General features: G+C 63.2%; 15 protein-coding genes. 9 read left to right on the forward strand and 6 right to left on the reverse strand.

Going from position 1 to position 18280, the window contains the following annotated elements; all coding sequences use genetic code 11:
* The 4 genes from QCE64_RS26180 to QCE64_RS26195 are packed head-to-tail and all read left to right on the forward strand — an operon-like array spanning position 1 to position 4926.
* A complete protein-coding gene (locus QCE64_RS26180) occupies positions 1-1464 on the forward strand; it encodes an efflux transporter outer membrane subunit (protein ID WP_310007022.1) in 1464 nt (487 codons plus the stop codon).
* Positions 1461-2741 (forward strand): paraquat-inducible protein A, encoded by a 1281-nt coding sequence (locus QCE64_RS26185; protein ID WP_310007024.1) that lies wholly within the window; start codon positions 1461-1463, stop codon positions 2739-2741. The genes QCE64_RS26180 and QCE64_RS26185 overlap by 4 nt, the downstream gene beginning before the upstream one ends.
* A complete protein-coding gene (locus tag QCE64_RS26190) occupies positions 2738-4342 on the forward strand; it encodes an MlaD family protein (RefSeq protein ID WP_310007025.1) in 1605 nt (534 codons plus the stop codon). Before QCE64_RS26185 ends, QCE64_RS26190 begins: the two co-directional genes overlap by 4 nt.
* Positions 4339-4926: a PqiC family protein gene (locus tag QCE64_RS26195; RefSeq protein ID WP_309924800.1), complete on the forward strand. Its 588-nt coding sequence runs from the start codon at positions 4339-4341 to the stop codon at positions 4924-4926. The genes QCE64_RS26190 and QCE64_RS26195 overlap by 4 nt, the downstream gene beginning before the upstream one ends.
* Here the strand turns inward: QCE64_RS26195 and QCE64_RS26200 are convergent.
* From QCE64_RS26200 to QCE64_RS26210, 3 genes are all read right to left on the reverse strand, one after another.
* Entirely contained in the window at positions 4920-5399 is a 480-nt protein-coding gene (locus QCE64_RS26200) for a hypothetical protein (protein WP_309817462.1), read from the reverse strand. The two genes, QCE64_RS26195 and QCE64_RS26200, sit on opposite strands and share 7 nt — an antisense overlap.
* Before the next feature lie 124 nt (positions 5400-5523).
* Positions 5524-6756, reverse strand: coding sequence for a Zn-dependent hydrolase (locus QCE64_RS26205; protein WP_310007027.1), 1233 nt, complete (start codon positions 6754-6756; stop codon positions 5524-5526).
* On the reverse strand, positions 6756-8054 hold the full coding sequence (locus tag QCE64_RS26210) for an L-fuconate dehydratase (protein WP_310007029.1): 1299 nt from the start codon (positions 8052-8054) through the stop codon (positions 6756-6758). The genes QCE64_RS26205 and QCE64_RS26210 overlap by 1 nt, the downstream gene beginning before the upstream one ends.
* A gap of 195 nt (positions 8055-8249) precedes the next feature.
* Here QCE64_RS26210 and QCE64_RS26215 point away from each other — a divergent pair, with 195 nt between their 5' ends.
* Genes QCE64_RS26215 through QCE64_RS26230 form a run of 4 tightly spaced genes read left to right on the forward strand, consistent with a single transcriptional unit; the run spans position 8250 to position 12632 of the window.
* On the forward strand, positions 8250-9011 hold the full coding sequence (locus QCE64_RS26215) for a GntR family transcriptional regulator (protein WP_310007031.1): 762 nt from the start codon (positions 8250-8252) through the stop codon (positions 9009-9011).
* Positions 9012-9069: 58 nt separating this feature from the next.
* The gene (locus QCE64_RS26220; RefSeq protein ID WP_309924805.1) at positions 9070-10584 is read left to right on the forward strand and encodes a sugar ABC transporter ATP-binding protein; all 1515 of its coding nucleotides are present in this window, start codon (positions 9070-9072) and stop codon (positions 10582-10584) included.
* Positions 10585-10602: 18 nt separating this feature from the next.
* Positions 10603-11631, forward strand: a complete 1029-nt coding sequence (locus QCE64_RS26225; protein ID WP_310007033.1) for an ABC transporter permease — start codon at positions 10603-10605, stop codon at positions 11629-11631.
* Positions 11632-11690: 59 nt separating this feature from the next.
* Positions 11691-12632 (forward strand): ABC transporter substrate-binding protein, encoded by a 942-nt coding sequence (locus QCE64_RS26230; RefSeq protein ID WP_309933858.1) that lies wholly within the window; start codon positions 11691-11693, stop codon positions 12630-12632.
* A gap of 156 nt (positions 12633-12788) precedes the next feature.
* On the opposite strand, the gene aspT is transcribed toward QCE64_RS26230, so the two are convergent.
* The 3 genes from aspT to QCE64_RS26245 form a co-directional block, all read right to left on the reverse strand.
* Complete coding sequence (gene aspT, locus QCE64_RS26235; RefSeq protein ID WP_310007035.1) at positions 12789-14489, reverse strand: aspartate-alanine antiporter; 1701 nt, start codon at positions 14487-14489, stop codon at positions 12789-12791.
* A 136-nt stretch (positions 14490-14625) separates the two neighbouring features.
* Positions 14626-15390: a hypothetical protein gene (locus QCE64_RS26240; RefSeq protein ID WP_309924811.1), complete on the reverse strand. Its 765-nt coding sequence runs from the start codon at positions 15388-15390 to the stop codon at positions 14626-14628.
* 556 nt (positions 15391-15946) lie between these two features.
* Positions 15947-16756 (reverse strand): PAS domain-containing protein, encoded by an 810-nt coding sequence (locus QCE64_RS26245; RefSeq protein ID WP_310007037.1) that lies wholly within the window; start codon positions 16754-16756, stop codon positions 15947-15949.
* A 351-nt stretch (positions 16757-17107) separates the two neighbouring features.
* On the opposite strand from QCE64_RS26245, the gene QCE64_RS26250 reads away from it, so the two are divergent.
* Positions 17108-18265 carry an acyltransferase gene (locus QCE64_RS26250; RefSeq protein ID WP_310007039.1) on the forward strand — a complete coding sequence of 386 codons (1158 nt, stop codon included), beginning with the start codon at positions 17108-17110 and terminating at the stop codon, positions 18263-18265.
* Positions 18266-18280 lie beyond the last annotated feature (15 nt).

Genomic DNA, 18280 nt, shown 5'->3' on the forward strand with positions numbered 1-18280 from the left:
ATGCGCCGGTTTCCCATCGCCCTGTCGGTTCTCGTCGTGACGCTGCTGCTCGGCGGCTGTCTGCTCGGGCCGGACTATTCGCGTCAGCCGGTGGAAACGCCCGCCAACTGGCGCTTCTCCTCGGGCGAAGCCGCCGACACCGCCAACACCGAATGGTGGAAGCAGTTCGAGGATCCCGTGCTCGATGAACTGATCGACACCGCGCTGGCGAACAACAAGGACGTGAAGATCGCGGCGGCGCGCATCGATCAGTTCATGGGCCAGTTCGTGACCACGCGCGCGGCATTGTTCCCGCAGGTCTCGGCGGGCGCGACGGCGGCGCGCCAGCGCGCTTCGCAGGCGGGTCCGCAGCCTCTGGCCGGCTTCGGGCCGGTCTACAACAGCTACGAGGTGTCGGTGTCCGCCGCCTGGGAACTCGACGTGTTCGGGCGCAACCGGCGGCTGACCGAGTCGGCGCGCGCGAACCTGCTGTCGAGCGTCGAAGGGCGGCGGGCAACGATCCTCTCGCTGGTGGCGTCGGTGGCTTCGTCGTATCTGAACCTGCGCAGCCTCGACAAGCAGCTTGAGATCGCCAAAGCCACGACCGACAGTCGCGCCGAATCCGTGCATGTCTTCACGCTGCGCTTCGAGGGCGGCGAAGTCTCGCAGATGGAACTCGCGCAAAGCCAGTCCGAATACGAAGCCTCGCTCGCGACGATTCCGCAGATCGAAACCTCCATCGCGCAGCAGGAGGACGCGTTGTCCGTTCTGCTCGGCGACAATCCCGGCCCGATCCTGCGCGGCCGCACGCTCGGCGAGATGCAGACGCCGGTGATTCCGGCCGGCCTGCCGTCCGACCTGCTGGAGCGCCGGCCCGATCTGCTTCAGGCCGAACAGGATCTGATCGCGGCCAATGCGCTGATCGGCGCGGCGCGCGCGCTCTACTTTCCGCAGATCTCGCTGACCGGCCTGCTCGGCACGGCGAGCGGGCAGTTCTCGTCGCTGTTCACGGGGCCGTCGCGGGTCTGGTCGTTCGCGGGGCAGATCACGCAGCCCATCTTCACGGCGGGCAACATCTCGGGACAGGTGCAATCGGCCGAAGCGCAGCAACGCGCCGCGCTGCTGACCTATCAGAAGGCGATCCAGGTTGCGTTCCAGGAAGTCGACGACGCGCTCATCGCCTCGACCAAGCTGCACGAGCAGCTTGAGATACAGGGCCGTCAGGTCACGGCGCTGTCCACCTATTCGCGTCTGGCGCGGGCGCGCTATGAAGGCGGCTACACGAGCTATATCGAAGTGCTCGATGCCGAACGCAGCCTCTTCAACGCCCAGCTCTCGCTGACGCAGACGCAGGCGGCCGCGCTCGTCTCATTCGTCACGCTGTACAAGGTGATGGGCGGCGGCTGGGTCGTCGCCGCCGACAAGCTCACGACGCAGCAAGGCGCCGCGCCGTCCGCGTCATCCACTCCGCAGACGGTGCAATGAACACGCCCGCTCCCGGCCGCGCGCTGATCGCCTGCCCCGAGTGCGATCTGCTCCAGCATGAACACGCGGTGCCGCCGGGCGGCACGCTGCGCTGCTGCCGCTGCCGCGCCGTGCTGTACCGCAGGCGCGCGCCGGGCTTCGAGCGCGCTCTCGCCTTCGCACTCGCGGCCTGCGTGCTGTGGCTCATCTCGAACGCATGTCCGATCGTGGGCCTGTCGGTGAACGGCGATCTCGTGGAGACGACGCTCATCGGCGCCGTGCGCGTGCTCTATCGCGACGGCATGTGGCCGCTCGCCGCGCTGATCTTCTTCACGACGATCCTGATGCCCGCGTTGCAGGCCATCGGCATGGTGTGGCTGGTGTTGCCGCTGTTTCTCGGGCGCGTGCCATGGCACGCGGATACGGTGTTCCGCCTGCTGCGCGTCGCGCGCGAATGGGGCATGACCGAAGTGCTGATGCTCGGCCTGCTGGTCGCGCTGGTGAAGCTCGCCCATATCGCGTCGGTGGTGACGGGGCCCGCGCTGTGGTCGCTGGCGGCGCTGATGGCCTTGCTGGTCGCGGCGGCCTCGGCCTGTGACGAACGCGCCATGTGGATGCGCATCGACGGCGCGCCGCCCGGTCTGCCCGCCGGCACGCCGCTGCGTGGACCCATCGCGGCGGCGAGCGGCATCTGCGTCTGTCACGATTGCGGCCTCTCTACCGCTGGTACGCGCAGGCACGAAAGGCTCGTTTGCCCGCGCTGCGGCGCGCATCTGCATCTGCGCAAGCCCGGCAGCCTGTCGCGCACCTGGGCGTTCCTGAGCGCGGCGGCCCTGCTCTACATCCCCGCGAACCTGCTGCCGGTGATGAACACCAGCTCGCTGTTCGGCGCGGAAAAAGACACGATCATGAGCGGCGTCGCGTATCTGTGGCACTCGGGCTCGTGGCCGCTTGCCATCGTCGTGTTCATCGCGAGCGTCGCGGTGCCGATGCTCAAGATCCTCGCCATCGGCTATCTCGCCGCCAGCGTCAATCTGCGTTCGACGCAGCGCAGCCCGCTGCGGGCGCGCATCTACCGGATCGTCGAGTTCGTCGGGCGCTGGTCAATGCTCGATATCTATGTGATCGCCGTGCTGGTCGCGCTCGTGCAGTTCAGCGCGCTCGCCACCATTGCGGCAGGGCCCGCCGCGATTGCGTTCGGCGCCGTGGTCGTGCTGACGATGTTCGCCGCCATGTCGTTCGATCCGCGCCTGATCTGGGACCCGCCGCCGGACGCGCACCCGGAGGCATCGCGATGAACACGCCGAACGACATGCCCGACGCCGAAGTCGTGCCAAGGAAGCGCTGGCGCATTCCATGGGTGTGGGTGGTGCCGGCGGTCGCGCTGTTGATCGGCGCGTGGCTGGCGGCGCAGGCCGTGCTCGAGAAAGGTCCGACCGTCACCATCACCTTCAAGAGCGGCGAAGGACTCGAGGCAGGCAAGACCAAGATCAAGTTCAAGGACGTGGACATCGGCCAGGTGAAGTCCGTCACGCTCTCGAAGGATTACACGCACGTGGTCGCAACGGCCGATCTCACGCGCGACGCCGCCAACATGCTCGTCGACGACACGCGCTTCTGGGTCGTGCGGCCGCGCGTGGCGGGCGGCTCGGTGTCGGGCATCGGCACCTTGCTGTCGGGCGCGTATATCGGCATGGATATTGGCAGGACCAAGCGCGACCGGCGCGATTATGTCGGACTGGAAACGCCGCCCGTGTTCGCGAGCGACGTACCGGGCCGTCAGTTCGTCCTGAAGGCCAGCGATCTCGGATCCGTGGATGTCGGCACGCCGGTGTTCTTCCGTCGTCTGCAAGTGGGACAGGTGACGTCGTTCGAACTCGACCGCGACGGCAGCGGCGTCACGCTGCATGTGTTCGTCAACGCGCCCTACGACCGCTATGTGAACGCCGATTCGCGCTTCTGGCAGGCGGGCGGCATCGACGTCACGCTCGGCACCGACGGCCTCAAGGTCAACACGCAGTCGCTCGTGTCGATCCTGATTGGCGGCCTCGCGTTCGAAACGCCAGCGGTCTCGCTCAGCTGGGCCGAAGCGCCCGCCGATACCGTCTTCAATCTCTTCGGCACGCGCGCCGATGCGCTGCGCGTGCAGGAACGCATCGTCGAAACGTATGTGTTCAACTTCCAGGGCTCGGTGCGCGGGCTGGCCGTGGGCGCGCCCGTGGAGTTTCGCGGCATTCAGATCGGCGAGGTGTCGGCCATCTATACGCGCTTCGACCCGGCGACGAAGCAGATCAGCATACCGGTCGAAGTGAAGCTGTATCCGGAACGCTTCACGTCGCGCTTCGCGAATGCGCCCCCGAAAAGCGGCCGCATGGTCAGCGACCCGAAGGCGCTCGCGGACTTTCTCGTCGAACGCGGGCTGCGCGGGCAGTTGCGCACGGGCAGTCTGCTGACGGGGCAGTTGTATGTAGCGATGGACTTCTTCCCCGCCGCGAAACAGGCGAGCGTCGACTGGAGCCGCACGCCGCCGGAACTGCCGACGACGCCGAGCGGCCTCGATTCATTGCAGGACTCGATCAACCGCATCATGACGCGCATCGACAAGCTGCCGATCGAGCAACTGACCGCGAGCGCACAGAAGACACTCAACGCGACGAGCCTGCTGATGCAGGGCCTCAATACCGATGTGCTGCCACAAGCCGCCGCGACGCTCAATGCCGCCCGCAGCGCGCTCGATGCCGCGCACGCGACGCTCAGCCCGGATTCCGGCTTGCAGCAGGACACGGCGGAAGCGGTCCGCGAACTGACACGCACGGCGGCATCGTTCCGCAATCTCGCCGATTATCTTCAGCAGCATCCTGAAGCGCTGCTGCGCGGCAAGCCGGAGGAGAAACCATGACGCCGCGTGTGATCGTGCTGCTGGTCGTCGCGACGATCTGCGCGGGCTGTGCTTCGCCACGCGCAAGCTTCTATCGATTGAGTCCGGATGCGGCTTCGGACACCGCAGGCGCAAGTGCGATCCAGCAGGCGGTGATTGTCGGGCCGGTGACGGTGCCGGAACTCGTCGACCGGCCGCAGATCGTCACGCGCAGCACGAACAACGAAATCTCGATCAACGAATATGCGCGCTGGGGCGAACCGCTGAAGAGCGGCATCGCGGATGCCATTGCCGGCAATCTCGGCCTGATGCTAGGCTCGGACCGTGTCGCGGTGGCGTCGCGCGCCCCGGCCGATGCGCGGGCGTGGCGCGTGCGCGTCGATATCCAGCAGTTCGAGTCCGTGCCTGGCGAGGCAGTCGTGATCGACGCGCGCTGGTCCGTGCGGCGGGACAACGACAGCGGCGCTGTCACCGACGCCAGTGGCCGGTCCTTCGTGCGCGAACCGGTGAATGGCGGCGACACCGACGCGCTGATCGCCGCGCATGACCGTGCGCTCGCCCGCGTGAGTCGCGACATTGCGACGGCCATCCGCAGCGGTCACTGAATGGTGTAGCCGCGTCCCTGCATGCACGCCGACCACGCGCGATAGTACGTCGACATCGCGCCCTGGCTTTGCGACTGGGCGTTCGCCTGCTCCGCGCGCTTCGCCTGCCGCGCACGCGCGCCGCCCGCCATCGTGCCCGCGACTGCGCCGGCGGCGGCGCCCTTGCCCGCATCGCCCGCGATGGCGCCAATGGCCGCGCCGCCCGCCGCCCCGCGCGCCGCACCGCCCAGACGCTGGCCGCCATGCCCGGCTTGCGCGCTCTGCGAGCTTTGCGCGCCAGTCGTGGCGGGATTGGCGGGATCCACGCCCGTGTTGCTCTTCGCCCAGCTATAGCAGGCGCCGTCGTCACTCTGCTGTTGCTGCGCGCTCTGCCCTTTGGCGGGATAGGCAATCGGCTTGCTTTGCGCGATGACATCGAGCGCGATCATGGCCAGCACGATCGCGCAGCACGTCCGTACGTTCCTTGCTCTCATGGCGACTCCTTGCGTGAGTGGCGGAGGCCCGATGGTCTGTCACGGTCGTGCGCGCCTGTGTGCTTGAAGTGATGTTGAACTGATAGTGCCGTGCGTCGCCCATGTCAATGGGCGACGCAGAAGGTCAGCGCGCCATGCCGCGCAGGATGTCCGCCGCCGCACGAGCGGCCACTTCGCAGCCCAGCACGAGATCCGCCTCGGACGTGTCTTCGATGAAATCGTGACTGACGCCGCCGATGCTCGGCACGAACATCATGCACGCTGGGAGATGCGGCGCGAGCACCTGCGCATCGTGCGATGCGCCGCTTGGCATGGCTTCCCAGCGCCCCGGCGCGAGCGCTTCGGCAGCCTCGGCGAGTTGCGCTTGCAGTGCTGCGTCCATCGTCACGGGATCTTCGGGCGGTTCGGTATCGAGAAACTCGACTTTTACTTTTTCCTTCGCGTTGAAGTCGCGTACCAGCGAGGCCAGCGCAGCTTTCATCGCGTGCAGACGAGCCAGGCTCGCGTCCCGGAATTGCAGAGACAGGTCAGCGCTGCCCGGCACGATGCTGAACGATCCCGGATCGAGATCGATGCGGCCGACGGTCCACACGGTATCGGCATCGGCGAGCTGACGGAACTCTTCGTCCATGCGCCCGATGAACGCCACCAGCGCAGCGCCCGCATCGCGGCGGATTGACATTGGCGTGGTGCCCGCGTGATTGCGCTGTCCGGTGAAGCGCAGCCTGAGCTCGCGAATGCCGACGATGGTTGTCACCACGCCAATCGACTTGCCATGTGCCTCCAGCCGTCCGCCCTGCTCGATATGCGGCTCGAGATAGGCTCTGTGTCGCGTCTTGTCGAGCTGTACGCGCGGCCGGCCTGCGAGTCCCGCCTGAGCGATGGCATCGCGCAGCAGCAGGCCGTCGCGATTGCGCGCGTGGTCGAGTGCATCGTCCACGGATGCGCCCACGAAACTGCGGCTGCCCAGAAAGCCCGAGAAGCTGCCTTCCTCATCCATCCACGACGCGACATCCAGCGCGAGATGACGCGTGCTTTCGCACTCAGCCAGCGCCCGCGCGATCTCCAGGCCGTAGATCACGCCGAGCGCGCCGTCGAGCCAGCCGCCGGTGGGCTGCGTGTCCGTGTGCGAACCGATCAACAGCGCCGGACCCGGATGGCGCGATTGGCCGAAGACGTTGCCGACGCCGTCGATGGTCGCGGACAGCCCCGCTTCCTCCATGCGCTGCGCCAGCCAGCCCCGCGCGTCCATGTCGACTGGCGAGAGCGCCAGCCGCACGACGCCGGTTCCCGTCGCGCCGAAGCTGCGCAAGCGTTCGAGGTCTTGGATGAGCCGCTTGCCGTTAATCTTCGGCATCAGCTTTGCCATGCGGCGCCGTCCGGATAATGATGACGCGCGAGCGACTCCGCCTTCATCTCGATGCTGTAGCCCGCACGCTGCGGCGGCATGTAGCGGCCGTTGCGGATCACGACGGGATCGAGGAAGTGCTCGTGCAGATGATCGACATATTCGAGCACCCGGTTCTCCAGCGATCCCGACACGCAGATGTAGTCGAACAGCGAGATGTGCTGCACGTATTCGCACAGGCCCACGCCGCCCGCATGCGGGCAGACGGGCACGCCGAACTTCGCCGCCATCAGCAGCACGACAAGCACTTCGTTCAGTCCGCCGAGACGGCAGCTGTCCACCTGACAGAAGTCGATGGCCTGCGCCTGCAGCAACTGCTTGAACATCACGCGGTTCTGGCAATGCTCGCCCGTCGCCACGCCGATCGAACCCAGCCGGCGACGTATCGATGCGTGGCCGAGGACGTCGTCGGGACTCGTCGGCTCTTCGATCCACCACGGGTCGAACTCCGCGAGACGGCGCATGTTCGCTACCGCCTCATCGACTTCCCAGACCTGGTTCGCGTCCATCATCAGCTTCGAACCGGGACCGATCTCTTCACGCAGGATGCGCGCACGCCGCACGTCTTCTTCCAGATTGCCGCCGACCTTCTGCTTGAAATGCGTCCAGCCCTGCGCGACGCCTTCGCGCGCGAGGCGGCGAATCTTGTCGTCGTCATAGCCGAGCCAGCCCGCCGATGTGGTGTACGCGGGATAGCCCTGTTCGAGCATTTCCTTCTCGCGCTGGCCGCGCGTCTTTTCATGGCGGCGCAGCAGCGCAATGGCTTCGTAAGGCGTGATGGCGTCCGTCACGTAGCGGAAGTCGAGGCAGCGCACGAGCTGTTCCGGCGTCATGTCCACCAGCAGCTTCCACACCGGCTTGCCTTCCGCCTTCGCCCACAGATCCCATGCGGCGTTCACGACGGCTGCGGTGGCGAGATGGATCGCGCCCTTGTCCGGACCGATCCAGCGCAACTGACTGTCCGATGTGAACTCGCGCCAGAACGCACCCATGTCCGACGTGATCTCCTCCAGCGTCTTGCCGACGATCAACGGTGCAAGCGCCTGCACCGCCGCCACGCAGATCTCGTTGCCGCGTCCGATGGTGAACGTGAGACCGTGACCGGTCAGGCCTTGCGGTGCATCGGTGGCGAGCGTGACGTAGGTGGCGGAGTAGTCCGGCGCAGCGTTCATGGCGTCGGAGCCATCGAGTGAACGCGACGTGGGGAAACGGATGTCCTGCACGGACAGGCCGGTGATCGTAGTCATCTGAATGCGCTCCTGAGCGAAGACCTGAACGAAGACGAAGCGGAAGAACCGGATTGCATCTGCGGGAAAACACCATGCGCCGTGCGCTAAAACACATGCTTTCCCAAACTGAGAGATACGCCATGACTTCGAGCATGCCTTAGCGGGTTTATACGCATTCGGCACGCGTTGACAAGGCTGCTCCGGCTTCCTAGCATGCTAGCATCTTCATCGCAAAGCAAGCATGCCGTGAGTACTTCCTCCGATACCGCGAGCGTCATCAGCAATCCCTACGATGCGTTGCACAAGATCAAGAGCGGCGACCGGGGCAGCCTCACCGACGCCGTCGAGGCCGCATTGCGCGAAGCCATCGTGACGCTGGCGCTGGAGCCCGGGCTCATGATCGACAAGCTCGCGGTCTGCGACCGCATGGGCGTGTCGCGCTTTCCGGTATCCGCCGCGCTGGCGCGCCTCGAACATGCGGGGCTCGTCGAAGTCCTGCCGCAGCGCGGCACGCGTGTGAAGCCCATCGCGCTGGAAGATATCCGTCAGCATCTGTTCATTCGCAGCGCGCTCGAAGTCGAGACCGTGCGCGGCGTTGCGAAGCTTCGTGACAGCGCAGTGCTCGATGCCCTCGCGCTCAATCTCGATCAGCAGCGCAGCACGATCGGCAACGGCCAGCGTCTTGAGTTTCATGAACTGGATCTCGCTTTCCACGAGATCCTGCTCGACGCCATCAAGCTGCCGCGCGTGAAGGAGATTGTCGCGGTGTCGCGCAGTGCGCTGGATCGCGCGCGGCAGTTGCTGGCGAGTCCGGAGCGTGTCGCGCATACGTTCGCCGAACACGAACGCATCTTCGAAGCCATTCGCAGCGGCAAGGCCGAAGCCGCGGGACGGGCCATGCATGACCATCTGGATCAGGTGGTGGCCGAGCTGCGGCGCTCGGCGGCGGAACGGCCGGACCTGTTCGCGCCGTGAGCCTGCGTGAGCGCCATCATCGACGATGCCAAACCGGAACAGGACTCGAAGCCACTCCATGACACCCCCGCTCATATCGGTCAGCAAGCTCTGCAAGCGCTTTCCCGGCGTGCGCGCGCTGCATGAGATCCAGTTCGATCTCAAGCCAGGCGAAGTCCATGCGTTGATGGGCGAGAACGGCGCAGGCAAGTCGACGCTCATGAAGATTCTCGCTGGCGTCTACACGCGCGATTCGGGCGACATGCTGCTCGACGGCCAGCCCGTGGAGTTCACGAGTCCACGCGAGGCGCAGGCGCTGGGCATCGGCATCATTCATCAGGAACTGCAACTGATGAACCACCTGAGCGTCGCGCAGAACATCTTCATCGGGCGTGAGCCGCGCAAGTGTCTGGGCTTGCTGCTCGACGAAGACAAGCTCAACGCCGCCGCGCGCGAGATCCTCGCGCGCATGCATGTGAAGCTCGATCCGCGCACCATCGTGGGCACGCTGACCGTCGCGAGTCAGCAGATGGTGGAGATTGCGAAGGCGTTGTCGTTCGATTCGCGCGTGCTCATCATGGACGAGCCGACCTCCGCGCTCAACGATGCCGAAATCGCCGAACTGTTCCGCATCATTCGTGAACTGAAGGCGCATGGCGTGGGCATCGTCTATATCTCGCACAAGATGGACGAGCTCAAGCAGATCTCCGACCGTGTCACCGTGATGCGCGACGGCGAATATGTTGCGACGGTTCACACGGCTGAGACGAGTGTGGACACGATCATCGGCATGATGGTCGGACGGACCCTCACGGATTTGACCTCGTTCCTCGGCGGCTCGGATCAGGGCGAGATTGCGCTGGAAGTGAAGCATCTGAACGCGGGGCCGCTGGTGCGCGACGTGAGCTTCACGCTGCGGCGCGGCGAGATACTCGGCTTCGCGGGCCTGATGGGCGCGGGCCGCACCGAGGTGGCGCGGGCGGTGTTCGGCGCGGATCCGGTGCAGTCCGGCGAGATTGTCGTGAAGGGCGTGCCGGCGAGCATCAAGAAGCCGAGCGATGCAGTGCGGCGCGGCATCGGCTATCTTTCGGAAGACCGCAAGCGCTTTGGCCTCGCGACGGGCATGGACGTGGAATCGAACATCGTCATGTCCAATCTCGGCAAGTTTTTAAGCGGCCGTGTGTTCCTGCGGCGCTCGAAGATCCGCAAGACCGCCGCACATTTCATTCGCCTGCTCGCGATCCGCACGCCCTCGCCCACGCAACCGGTGCGGCTGCTTTCGGGCGGCAACCAGCAGAAGATCGTCATCGCGAAGTGGCTGGAACGCGATTGCGATGTGCTGTTCTTCGACGAGCCGACACGCGGTATCGACGTCGGTGCGAAGAGCGAAATCTACAAGCTGCTGCGGTCGCTGGCGCAACAGGGCAAGGCGATCGTGATGATCTCGTCGGAACTGCCGGAAATATTGCGCATGAGCGACCGCATCGTCGTGATGTGCGAGGGGCGCATCACCGGCGAACTGTCTTCGGGCGACGCGACGCAAGAGCGGATCATGGAGCTCGCGACGCGGCGTGAATCTTTGCAAGCGGCTTGAGCCGCAAAGGTCGATCACATGACACAACCCACGGAAACCGCCGCGCTCGCCAGCGAGGGACGCGCAAGCGGCCTGCGTGCACGGGTCTTCACGCCGACGGCGCTGCAGAAGCTGCTGGCGTTCGCCAGCCTGATCCTGCTGCTGGTGTTTTTCAGCTTCGCATCGCCCGCCTTCATGCAGATGGACAACATCCTCGGCATTCTCCAGGCCACGGCGGTGAATGGTGTGCTGGCGATTGCGGCCACGTTTGTCATCATCACGGGCGGCATCGATCTGTCCGTGGGCACGCTGATGACCTTCACCGCGGTGATCTGCGGCGTGTTCCTCACTTACTGGCACATGCCGATGACCATCGGCGTGATTGCCGCCATCATCACGGGCGCGATCTGCGGCACCGTGTCCGGCACGCTGACCGCGAAGATGAAGATTCCGCCGTTCATCGCGACGCTCGGCATGATGATGCTGTTGAAGGGGCTCTCGCTGGTGGTGTCGTCGGACAAGCCGATCTACTTCACCGACACCGAGAACTTCTACATGATCTCGCAGGATTCGCTGATCGGTTACTTTCTGCCGAGCGTACCGATTCCCAATGCGGTGTTGATCCTGTTCTTTCTTGCCATCGTCAGTTCGATCACGTTGAATCGCACCGCGCTCGGACGCTATACGTTCGCGCTCGGCAGTAATGAGGAAGCCGTGCGGCTGTCCGGGGTGAATGTGGATCGCTGGAAGATCGCTATCTATGGGCTGGGCGGTGCGATATGCGGCATCGCCGGGCTGCTGATTGCGTCGCGGCTGAATTCAGCGCAGCCGGCGTTGGGGCAAGGTTATGAACTCGATGCCATTGCGGCGGTTGTGATCGGAGGGACCTCGCTTTCCGGGGGATCGGGGACGATTCTCGGGACCATCATCGGTGCGTTCATCATGAGCGTTCTCACCAATGGATTGCGCATCATGTCCGTCGCGCAGGAATGGCAGATCGTCGTGACGGGACTCATCATCATTCTCGCGGTGTATGCGGATATCTTGCGGCGCAGGAAAAGCAGTTGAACGTTATGTGCCTGTCAGACCAACAAAGGGAAACATCGAAACCAAGGAGGAGACGCATCATGCTGAAAAGAACCATCATCGGAGTGCTGGCGGGCGTGTTTGCCATGGCCGGAACGGTTGGCGTCGCGCAGGCGGACGAGCCGTATATTCCGCTTATTTCCAAAGGCTTCCAGCATCAGTTCTGGCAAGCCGTGAAGGCAGGGGCGGAGCAGTCGGCCAAGGAACAGAAGGTCAGGATCACCTTTGAAGGACCGGAAACCGAGGCTATGGTCGACAAGCAGATCGATATGCTCTCGGCTGCGCTGGCGAAGAAGCCGCAGGCTATCGGGATCGCGGCGCTGGATAGCAAGGCGGCTATTCCCTTGCTGAAGCGGGCGCAGAACAACAAGATTCCAATCATTGCGTTCGACTCGGGCGTGGATAGCGATATTCCTTTGACTACCTGCTCCACCGATAACCTGGCGGCTGCGGCGCTTGCTGCTGACAAGATGGCTGAGGCGATCGGGAATTCAGGGGAAGTCGGGGTGATCGTGCACGATCAGACCAGCCGTACGGGGATTGATCGGCGGGATGGGTTCTTGAATCAGATGAAGGCCAAGCATCCTGGGATCAAGATCGTTTCCGTGCAGTATGGCGGAGGCGATCACTTGAAATCCGCCGAAATCGCTAAAGCGATGCTTCAGGCTAATCCAAACATCAAAGGCTTGTTCGGGGCGAATGAAGGGTCGGCTGAGGGTGCGGCTATTGGCGTGAAGGAGTCGGGGAAGAAGCTCGTGCTGATCGGGTATGACTCGGGCAAAGAGCAGAAAGACGACATCATGTCCGGGTTGATGTATGGGGCGATTACGCAGAATCCAATCGGGATCGGGAAGTGTGTCGTCGATTCGGCTGTGAAGGCGATGAAGGGCGAGAAGCTGCCGAAGAAGATCGATACCGGGTTTTATTGGTACGACAAGGGGAATATGAGTGATCCGAAGATCAAGGCGGTTTTGTATGATTGAAGCTTGACGGTAGCAATCGAGCACGCGAAGCAAGCCCCTGTTACGAGGGGCTTCTTCTTAGGTCGCAGCCTGCGTTTGATACGTTCCGATCTGCCCTGCGGCGTGGGTCCCGCCCAAAGCCTAAGTTCTCCGCCCCGACAATGAGCGTGTTTCCTGTCAGCTCAGCAGCGCCACGATGACTGTCCCCCACAGCGCCAACAGTACATTCCCCACCGCATAGGCCACGCCATAGCCCAAGGTCGGTACCGCGCTTTTCGCTGCCTCCTGCACCGCTGCCAAAGCCGGCGTGGCAGTCGAAGCGCCTGCGCACACCCCGAGCATGACACCCGGATGCATCTTCATGATCTTGTGCCCGACGAATACGCCGACCAGCATGGGAATACTCGAGGTCAATACGCCTGCAAGCAGCAGCGAAAGTCCGCTCGATTGCAGTCCTTTGACGAAGTCGGGCCCGGCGTTCAAGCCTACGATGGCGACGAAGCCCGTCAATCCAATCGATTCGAACACCCACAACGTCGGCCCGGGAATACGCCCGAAGAGGCGCGGCTGCACTGAACGCAGCCAGCCACACACCAATCCGCCCAGTAGCACGCCCACGCTGAGCGACAGGCCGATCTCTACCCCGCCGACAACCAGCGCCGGGACGCCTATCAGCGCGCCGGCCACGATACCGAGCGACACCAGAACCATGTCCGTCGCATTGCTCGCGCGGTCGGCCACGCCGAGTTTGCCGACGATCGCTTCCACGCGGGACATGCTGCCCACGAGCGTGAGCACATCACCACGGTTGAGCACGGTCTCCGGCGAGATCAGCATCGGCGTGCCCGCGCGCGTGAGGCGTGATACGAATACGCCGCGTGCGGCCTGCTCCCGCGCCAACTCGCCAAGTCGGCGGCCGTCGATCGTCCTGGATGTGACCACCACATCGAGCGCTTCGGCCTCCACGTCCAGTAACTCGCGGTCGTCGATCTCACGCACGCCCGAAGCCTGCCCTGGCATGTGTTCGACCAACAAGGTGCGCCGTCCGGCGGCACTGATGATGTCGCCTGCGCGGAGCACAGTGTCGGGGGCGGCGTTCATGACTTGGCCGTCACGTCGCATCCGGTCTATGAAGAGACGCTGATCGCCCATGTTGGCTTCCGTGTCCGATATCGACGCACCCGCCAGCGGCGAACCTTCCTCAATGAAATAGGCGCGCAGCTCGAACTCCCGTCTCACGGGAATACCTTGCGCGCTGCCGCCTTGCATCTTGTCTTCGAGCTCGCGGCAGGCCGCAGGCAAGTTCACCCCGATGAGCTTGGGAGCCAGTTGACTCAGGATCCACGCCGTACCGATCACACCTATCAGATAGGTAACAGCAAAGGCGACTGGAATCTGATTGGTCAGCATCTGCCGATCGGCGTCGGACAGGTTCAGCCGTGTAATGGCGTCGGTGGCAGTACCGATGGTGGCGGACTCGGTGAGCGACCCGGCTACCACGCCCGCCGCGGTGCCGGCCTGATAACCCAGGAACTTGCTCACGATGAACGCCACCGCAAGGCCGGTCGTGGCCACGATCGCAGCCAGGAACGCTTGCTGCAGGCCGTCGCGACGCAGGCCGCGAAAGAACTGGGGGCCGGTGCGAAATCCGATGGAAAACAGAAAGAGCAGAAAGAAACATTGCTTCACTTCGCCGGAGATCCTGAACTCCAATTGGCCCACGAGCACTCCCGCCAGTAACGTGCCGGTGACCGCGCCTAACGTGAAGCTGCCGATCTTCAGTTTGCCGAGCGCATAACCGAAGCCCAGGACCAGGAAGAAAGTGACTTCGGGATGGATTCGAAGCACGTGCTGAAACCAATTGAACGCGACGCTCATCGATAGCTCCCTGACATGGCTCCGAGCCGGTTTGCAAAGCACGCAACCAGACAGTCCCGCAATTTCCAGGGGCGGCCCTCTTGCGTAGCGGCCTGTCGCACACGCGACGGGCGTCCATGCGTTTCACGAAGCGTCGTCACGGCGCGATCGACTGCAAGAGCCGTGTGAGATCGCGCGGCTCCACGCGGATGATCCCGCCCTTCGGGCTGTCGATGTCCGCGATGAGCGCAAGAGAAAGCGCGACGGTCGCGGGAAGAATGGTGATGAGCAATCCCTTTCGCAGACTGCCTTTCGCGCCGTAACCCTGAACGACACATCCGAGCAGTGCGATGATGATCATCAGATACCACGCTCCCAGCGGGATATGATTGATTCGCGCGGCCTCCGAGTAATCCTGTGAATTCAGAACATCGTTCATGCCTGCGACGACAAGCGCCCCGATTGGCGTCGGCTGCGCTTTCGCGACCTGGGTCGTGAGCGCCCAAAGTTCCGTCTCGGTATTCGCCATGTCGCGGTTGATCTTCGCCAGTTCCACCGGATCCCGCATACGGTAACTCGCGAGTCTCAGCCTCGTATAGTGAACCAAGGCGGTCTTGATCTTTCCACCGACCGCCGCATCGGCGAGATCCGCACGCGAATACTCGGTGCCGATGGCATTCGCTTCGCTTTCTTCCAGCGTCTTGCGAAGGTCGTAGCGGTTCACCGCCATCGACAGGCTGAAGCCGACCAGGAGCGCAAGCAACGTCAACGTGGATGTCTGAATGATGTTGAAGTCCTCCCGGTCCTCGGCAGGCAGCACGGCCATGCGACGCAACACGTAGGCGCCGAACGCCACCGCGCCGATGAGCATCAGGAGAAGCGCCACGAACAGGAGAGCGGGATGATCGACGAATGCGGTCATTTCATGCGCCTCTCGCGCAGGGTGCGGTCGCGGGTTCGAGTGAAGAGAAGGAATCGAGGTTCACCATGGTTCACCTTGCCTGGCCCCGTGACGACGCGCCGGCGCGACCTCCGTCGCAGCCGGCGCCGGTTTCACCTCACGGCCGTGGCGTCACGATCGGGAAGAGCGGATGGAAGGTGTCGGTCAAGGACAGCAACTCCGATATCTGCTGCGGATCACCCGGCTTTTGCCTCATGTCAATGGGCGATCGTGCCGCGCAAGCAATGCGGCCAGCACAAAGCATGCGCCCGCGAAAACATCAGAAATCTTCATCGAGCTTGAAGCATCGACCTCGGTTCACGCTCCGTTGCATGCCAGATTACTTCCAGCAGTCGATCGTTCATCGTCGCGAGTCAGTTGGGAAATTCCAGGTATCGTTCCCCGTGTGAAGCGAACGTGACCTTGATGACCGATATCGCTAACCCGCTCGATTGGCAAGGAGTTTCTATCGGAAAGCAGATAGGCAGCTGACCTTCGGGCTATTCGATAGAACCGCGCCAGTGGCGCCACGGCGCCCTCATCCCGGCAGGCTCGCCGGCTGAGCCTGCAGATGCCGCCAGATGATGATGCCGGCGGTTTGTGTGAAGGCGGCAGCGAGTTCCATATCGATCTGGTCGGGTTCACGCGGGTTCTCGAAGTACATCGCAAGCGAATTAACCAGATTGCCTTCCGATGTCTCGACCGGAAACGACCAGCAGCCGCGATAATTGAACTGTCTCGCAAGCCAGGTCCAGGGTTGCCAGCGCGGCTCGTCGATACGTAGGGAAAAGACCTTTCTGAGCAGGCAGCGGCCTTCGCCACTGCTCACCAGCGCTTCCCGCGCCTCGCTTTCGCAAAGCACATCTTGAATGTCGTTGATGAGTTGCGCGTCGCGAAACGCTGGCACGAAGTCCGTGATGCGCCGGCCGGCATCGCCCGCCTTGAGCGAGAACATGGCCTGCATCGAAGGCGTGAACCAGCGAAGCTTCAAGTCCCGGTCCAGAAACAGTGTCATCACCGCGCCGGATTGCAGCACACGGCTTTGCATCGCCATCTGCGTGACGTTCTCCTGCAGATGGAGATTCGCATTGTTGAGATCCGCATTACTTTCATTCAACTGCTCGTTGGACGCTTTCAGTTCCTCGTTCAATGCCAGCAACTCTTCACGCGATGCCTCGAGTTCTTCACGCGAGACACGCGCCTCGTTCTCCCAATCCGTACTGATAGCAAGCTCCGGATGCTGAACTGTTGCCTGGCGCTCGCACGTGACGGACTTGAGATGGGGATCCTCGTTGCGAATGAAGGAGACCGGAATCCGGTCCCACTCGTCGCCGAATGCCCGCTGCAATGGCGTAACCCGCACGCATTGAAGGGACGGAAAAGCACCCCGCGCATTGGCGATCGAGACCCTTGAGCATGTCACCTTCGACGAGCGAGTTACGCGCGAGGATCGGGAACAGCAAGCCAGGCTGGCTGACCCGATCAAGGATACTCGTGCGTCGGACAAGCGTGGGCGGAGTGTGAGCGGATGACATGACGTTCGTTCAGCAATGTCTGTATCGTTCCGCAGTTCAGATAAACCGCTTCCCCGCCTGCGCCAAGCTCGCCCCAAGTGTTGCCCGCCTCACGCTCGCCCCGGCAATTCTTCCGTATAGTTCAATTAAAAAAAGGAAGTTATTACGGTACAAGAGGGGACGCCATGCACACGCACAATCCAGCCGACAACATCGGACAACTTGCCAGACCCACGCATAACAACGATATCCGCCCTTTGACAGGCCTTCGCGGCGTCGCCGCCTTATGGGTGGTCGTGCATCACATGTTATTGCTTGCGCCGCTTCCGGCTTCGCTCGACACCCTCGTGCATCACGGTTATCTGGCGGTCGATATCTTCTTCATGCTCAGCGGCTTCGTCATGTCGTTGACGTATGAGCGCATGTTCAGAACCCGCTTGCTCGGCAGAGGCTATGCAATCTTCCTGCTCAGACGCCTGGCGCGCGTGTACCCGCTATACGTCGTCACGCTATTGGCCGTCGCCGCGCTCAATCTCGCCGGCTTCAGCCATTCCTGGTCAGGCGGATTTGCAAACTTCGTCTTCAACGTGCTGATGATTCACGGATGGGGATTCTATGACTCCATCAATTCGCCGGCATGGTCTATCAGCACGGAATTCGCCGCCTATCTCCTCTTTCCCGCGTTCACGCTTCTCGTATTGCGACAGCGGTGGCTGCGCATCGCCTCCGTGACGCTGTTCATCGCGGGCATCGCATTGATGTCATGCGTATCGCTGCATCAAGGCGCCCAGAACGGCCCGCTCGATATCGCCAACGAAGCGACCATTTTTCCGCTGCTTCGTTGCCTGTGCGAATTCGGTATCGGCATGGCGGTCTATGTCGCGGCGAGAGATCCGCGCATTGCCAAGGCGTGCTCGGGCAAGCTGGTATCGGCGTTCATCGTGATCGCGTTGCTTGCCTGCCTGCTGACGCCAGGAAGCGATCTGGTCGTGGTTCTCGCGACGCCTTTCGTCATCGTCATTGCGGCGACTTCAAGAAAGGCACCCGTCAGCAGATTCCTGGGCTCTGCTCCCGTCTTCTTTCTCGGCGAGATCTCGTACGCGATGTATCTGCTCCACTCGCAGTTCTTGCGGATCTACCGGCTCGGACCGCTGATTCTCGAACGACATCACATGCCGCATACGCTCGCGCTGCTGATCACCGTCGCCGCGTTGTTCGGCAGCCTGATTACCGCGAGCTATCTGGCCTTTCGTTATCTGGAAGTACCGGCGCGCAATGCAATTCGCAGGCTCGAAGGCAGATTGCAGCCGCGCGTTGCGAACGCGGTTGCGGTCCAGTCCTGAAGAAAGAAGCACCCG

It is taken from the genome of Caballeronia sp. LZ043 (assembly GCF_031451075.1).
Classification (GTDB): Bacteria; Pseudomonadota; Gammaproteobacteria; order Burkholderiales; family Burkholderiaceae; genus Caballeronia.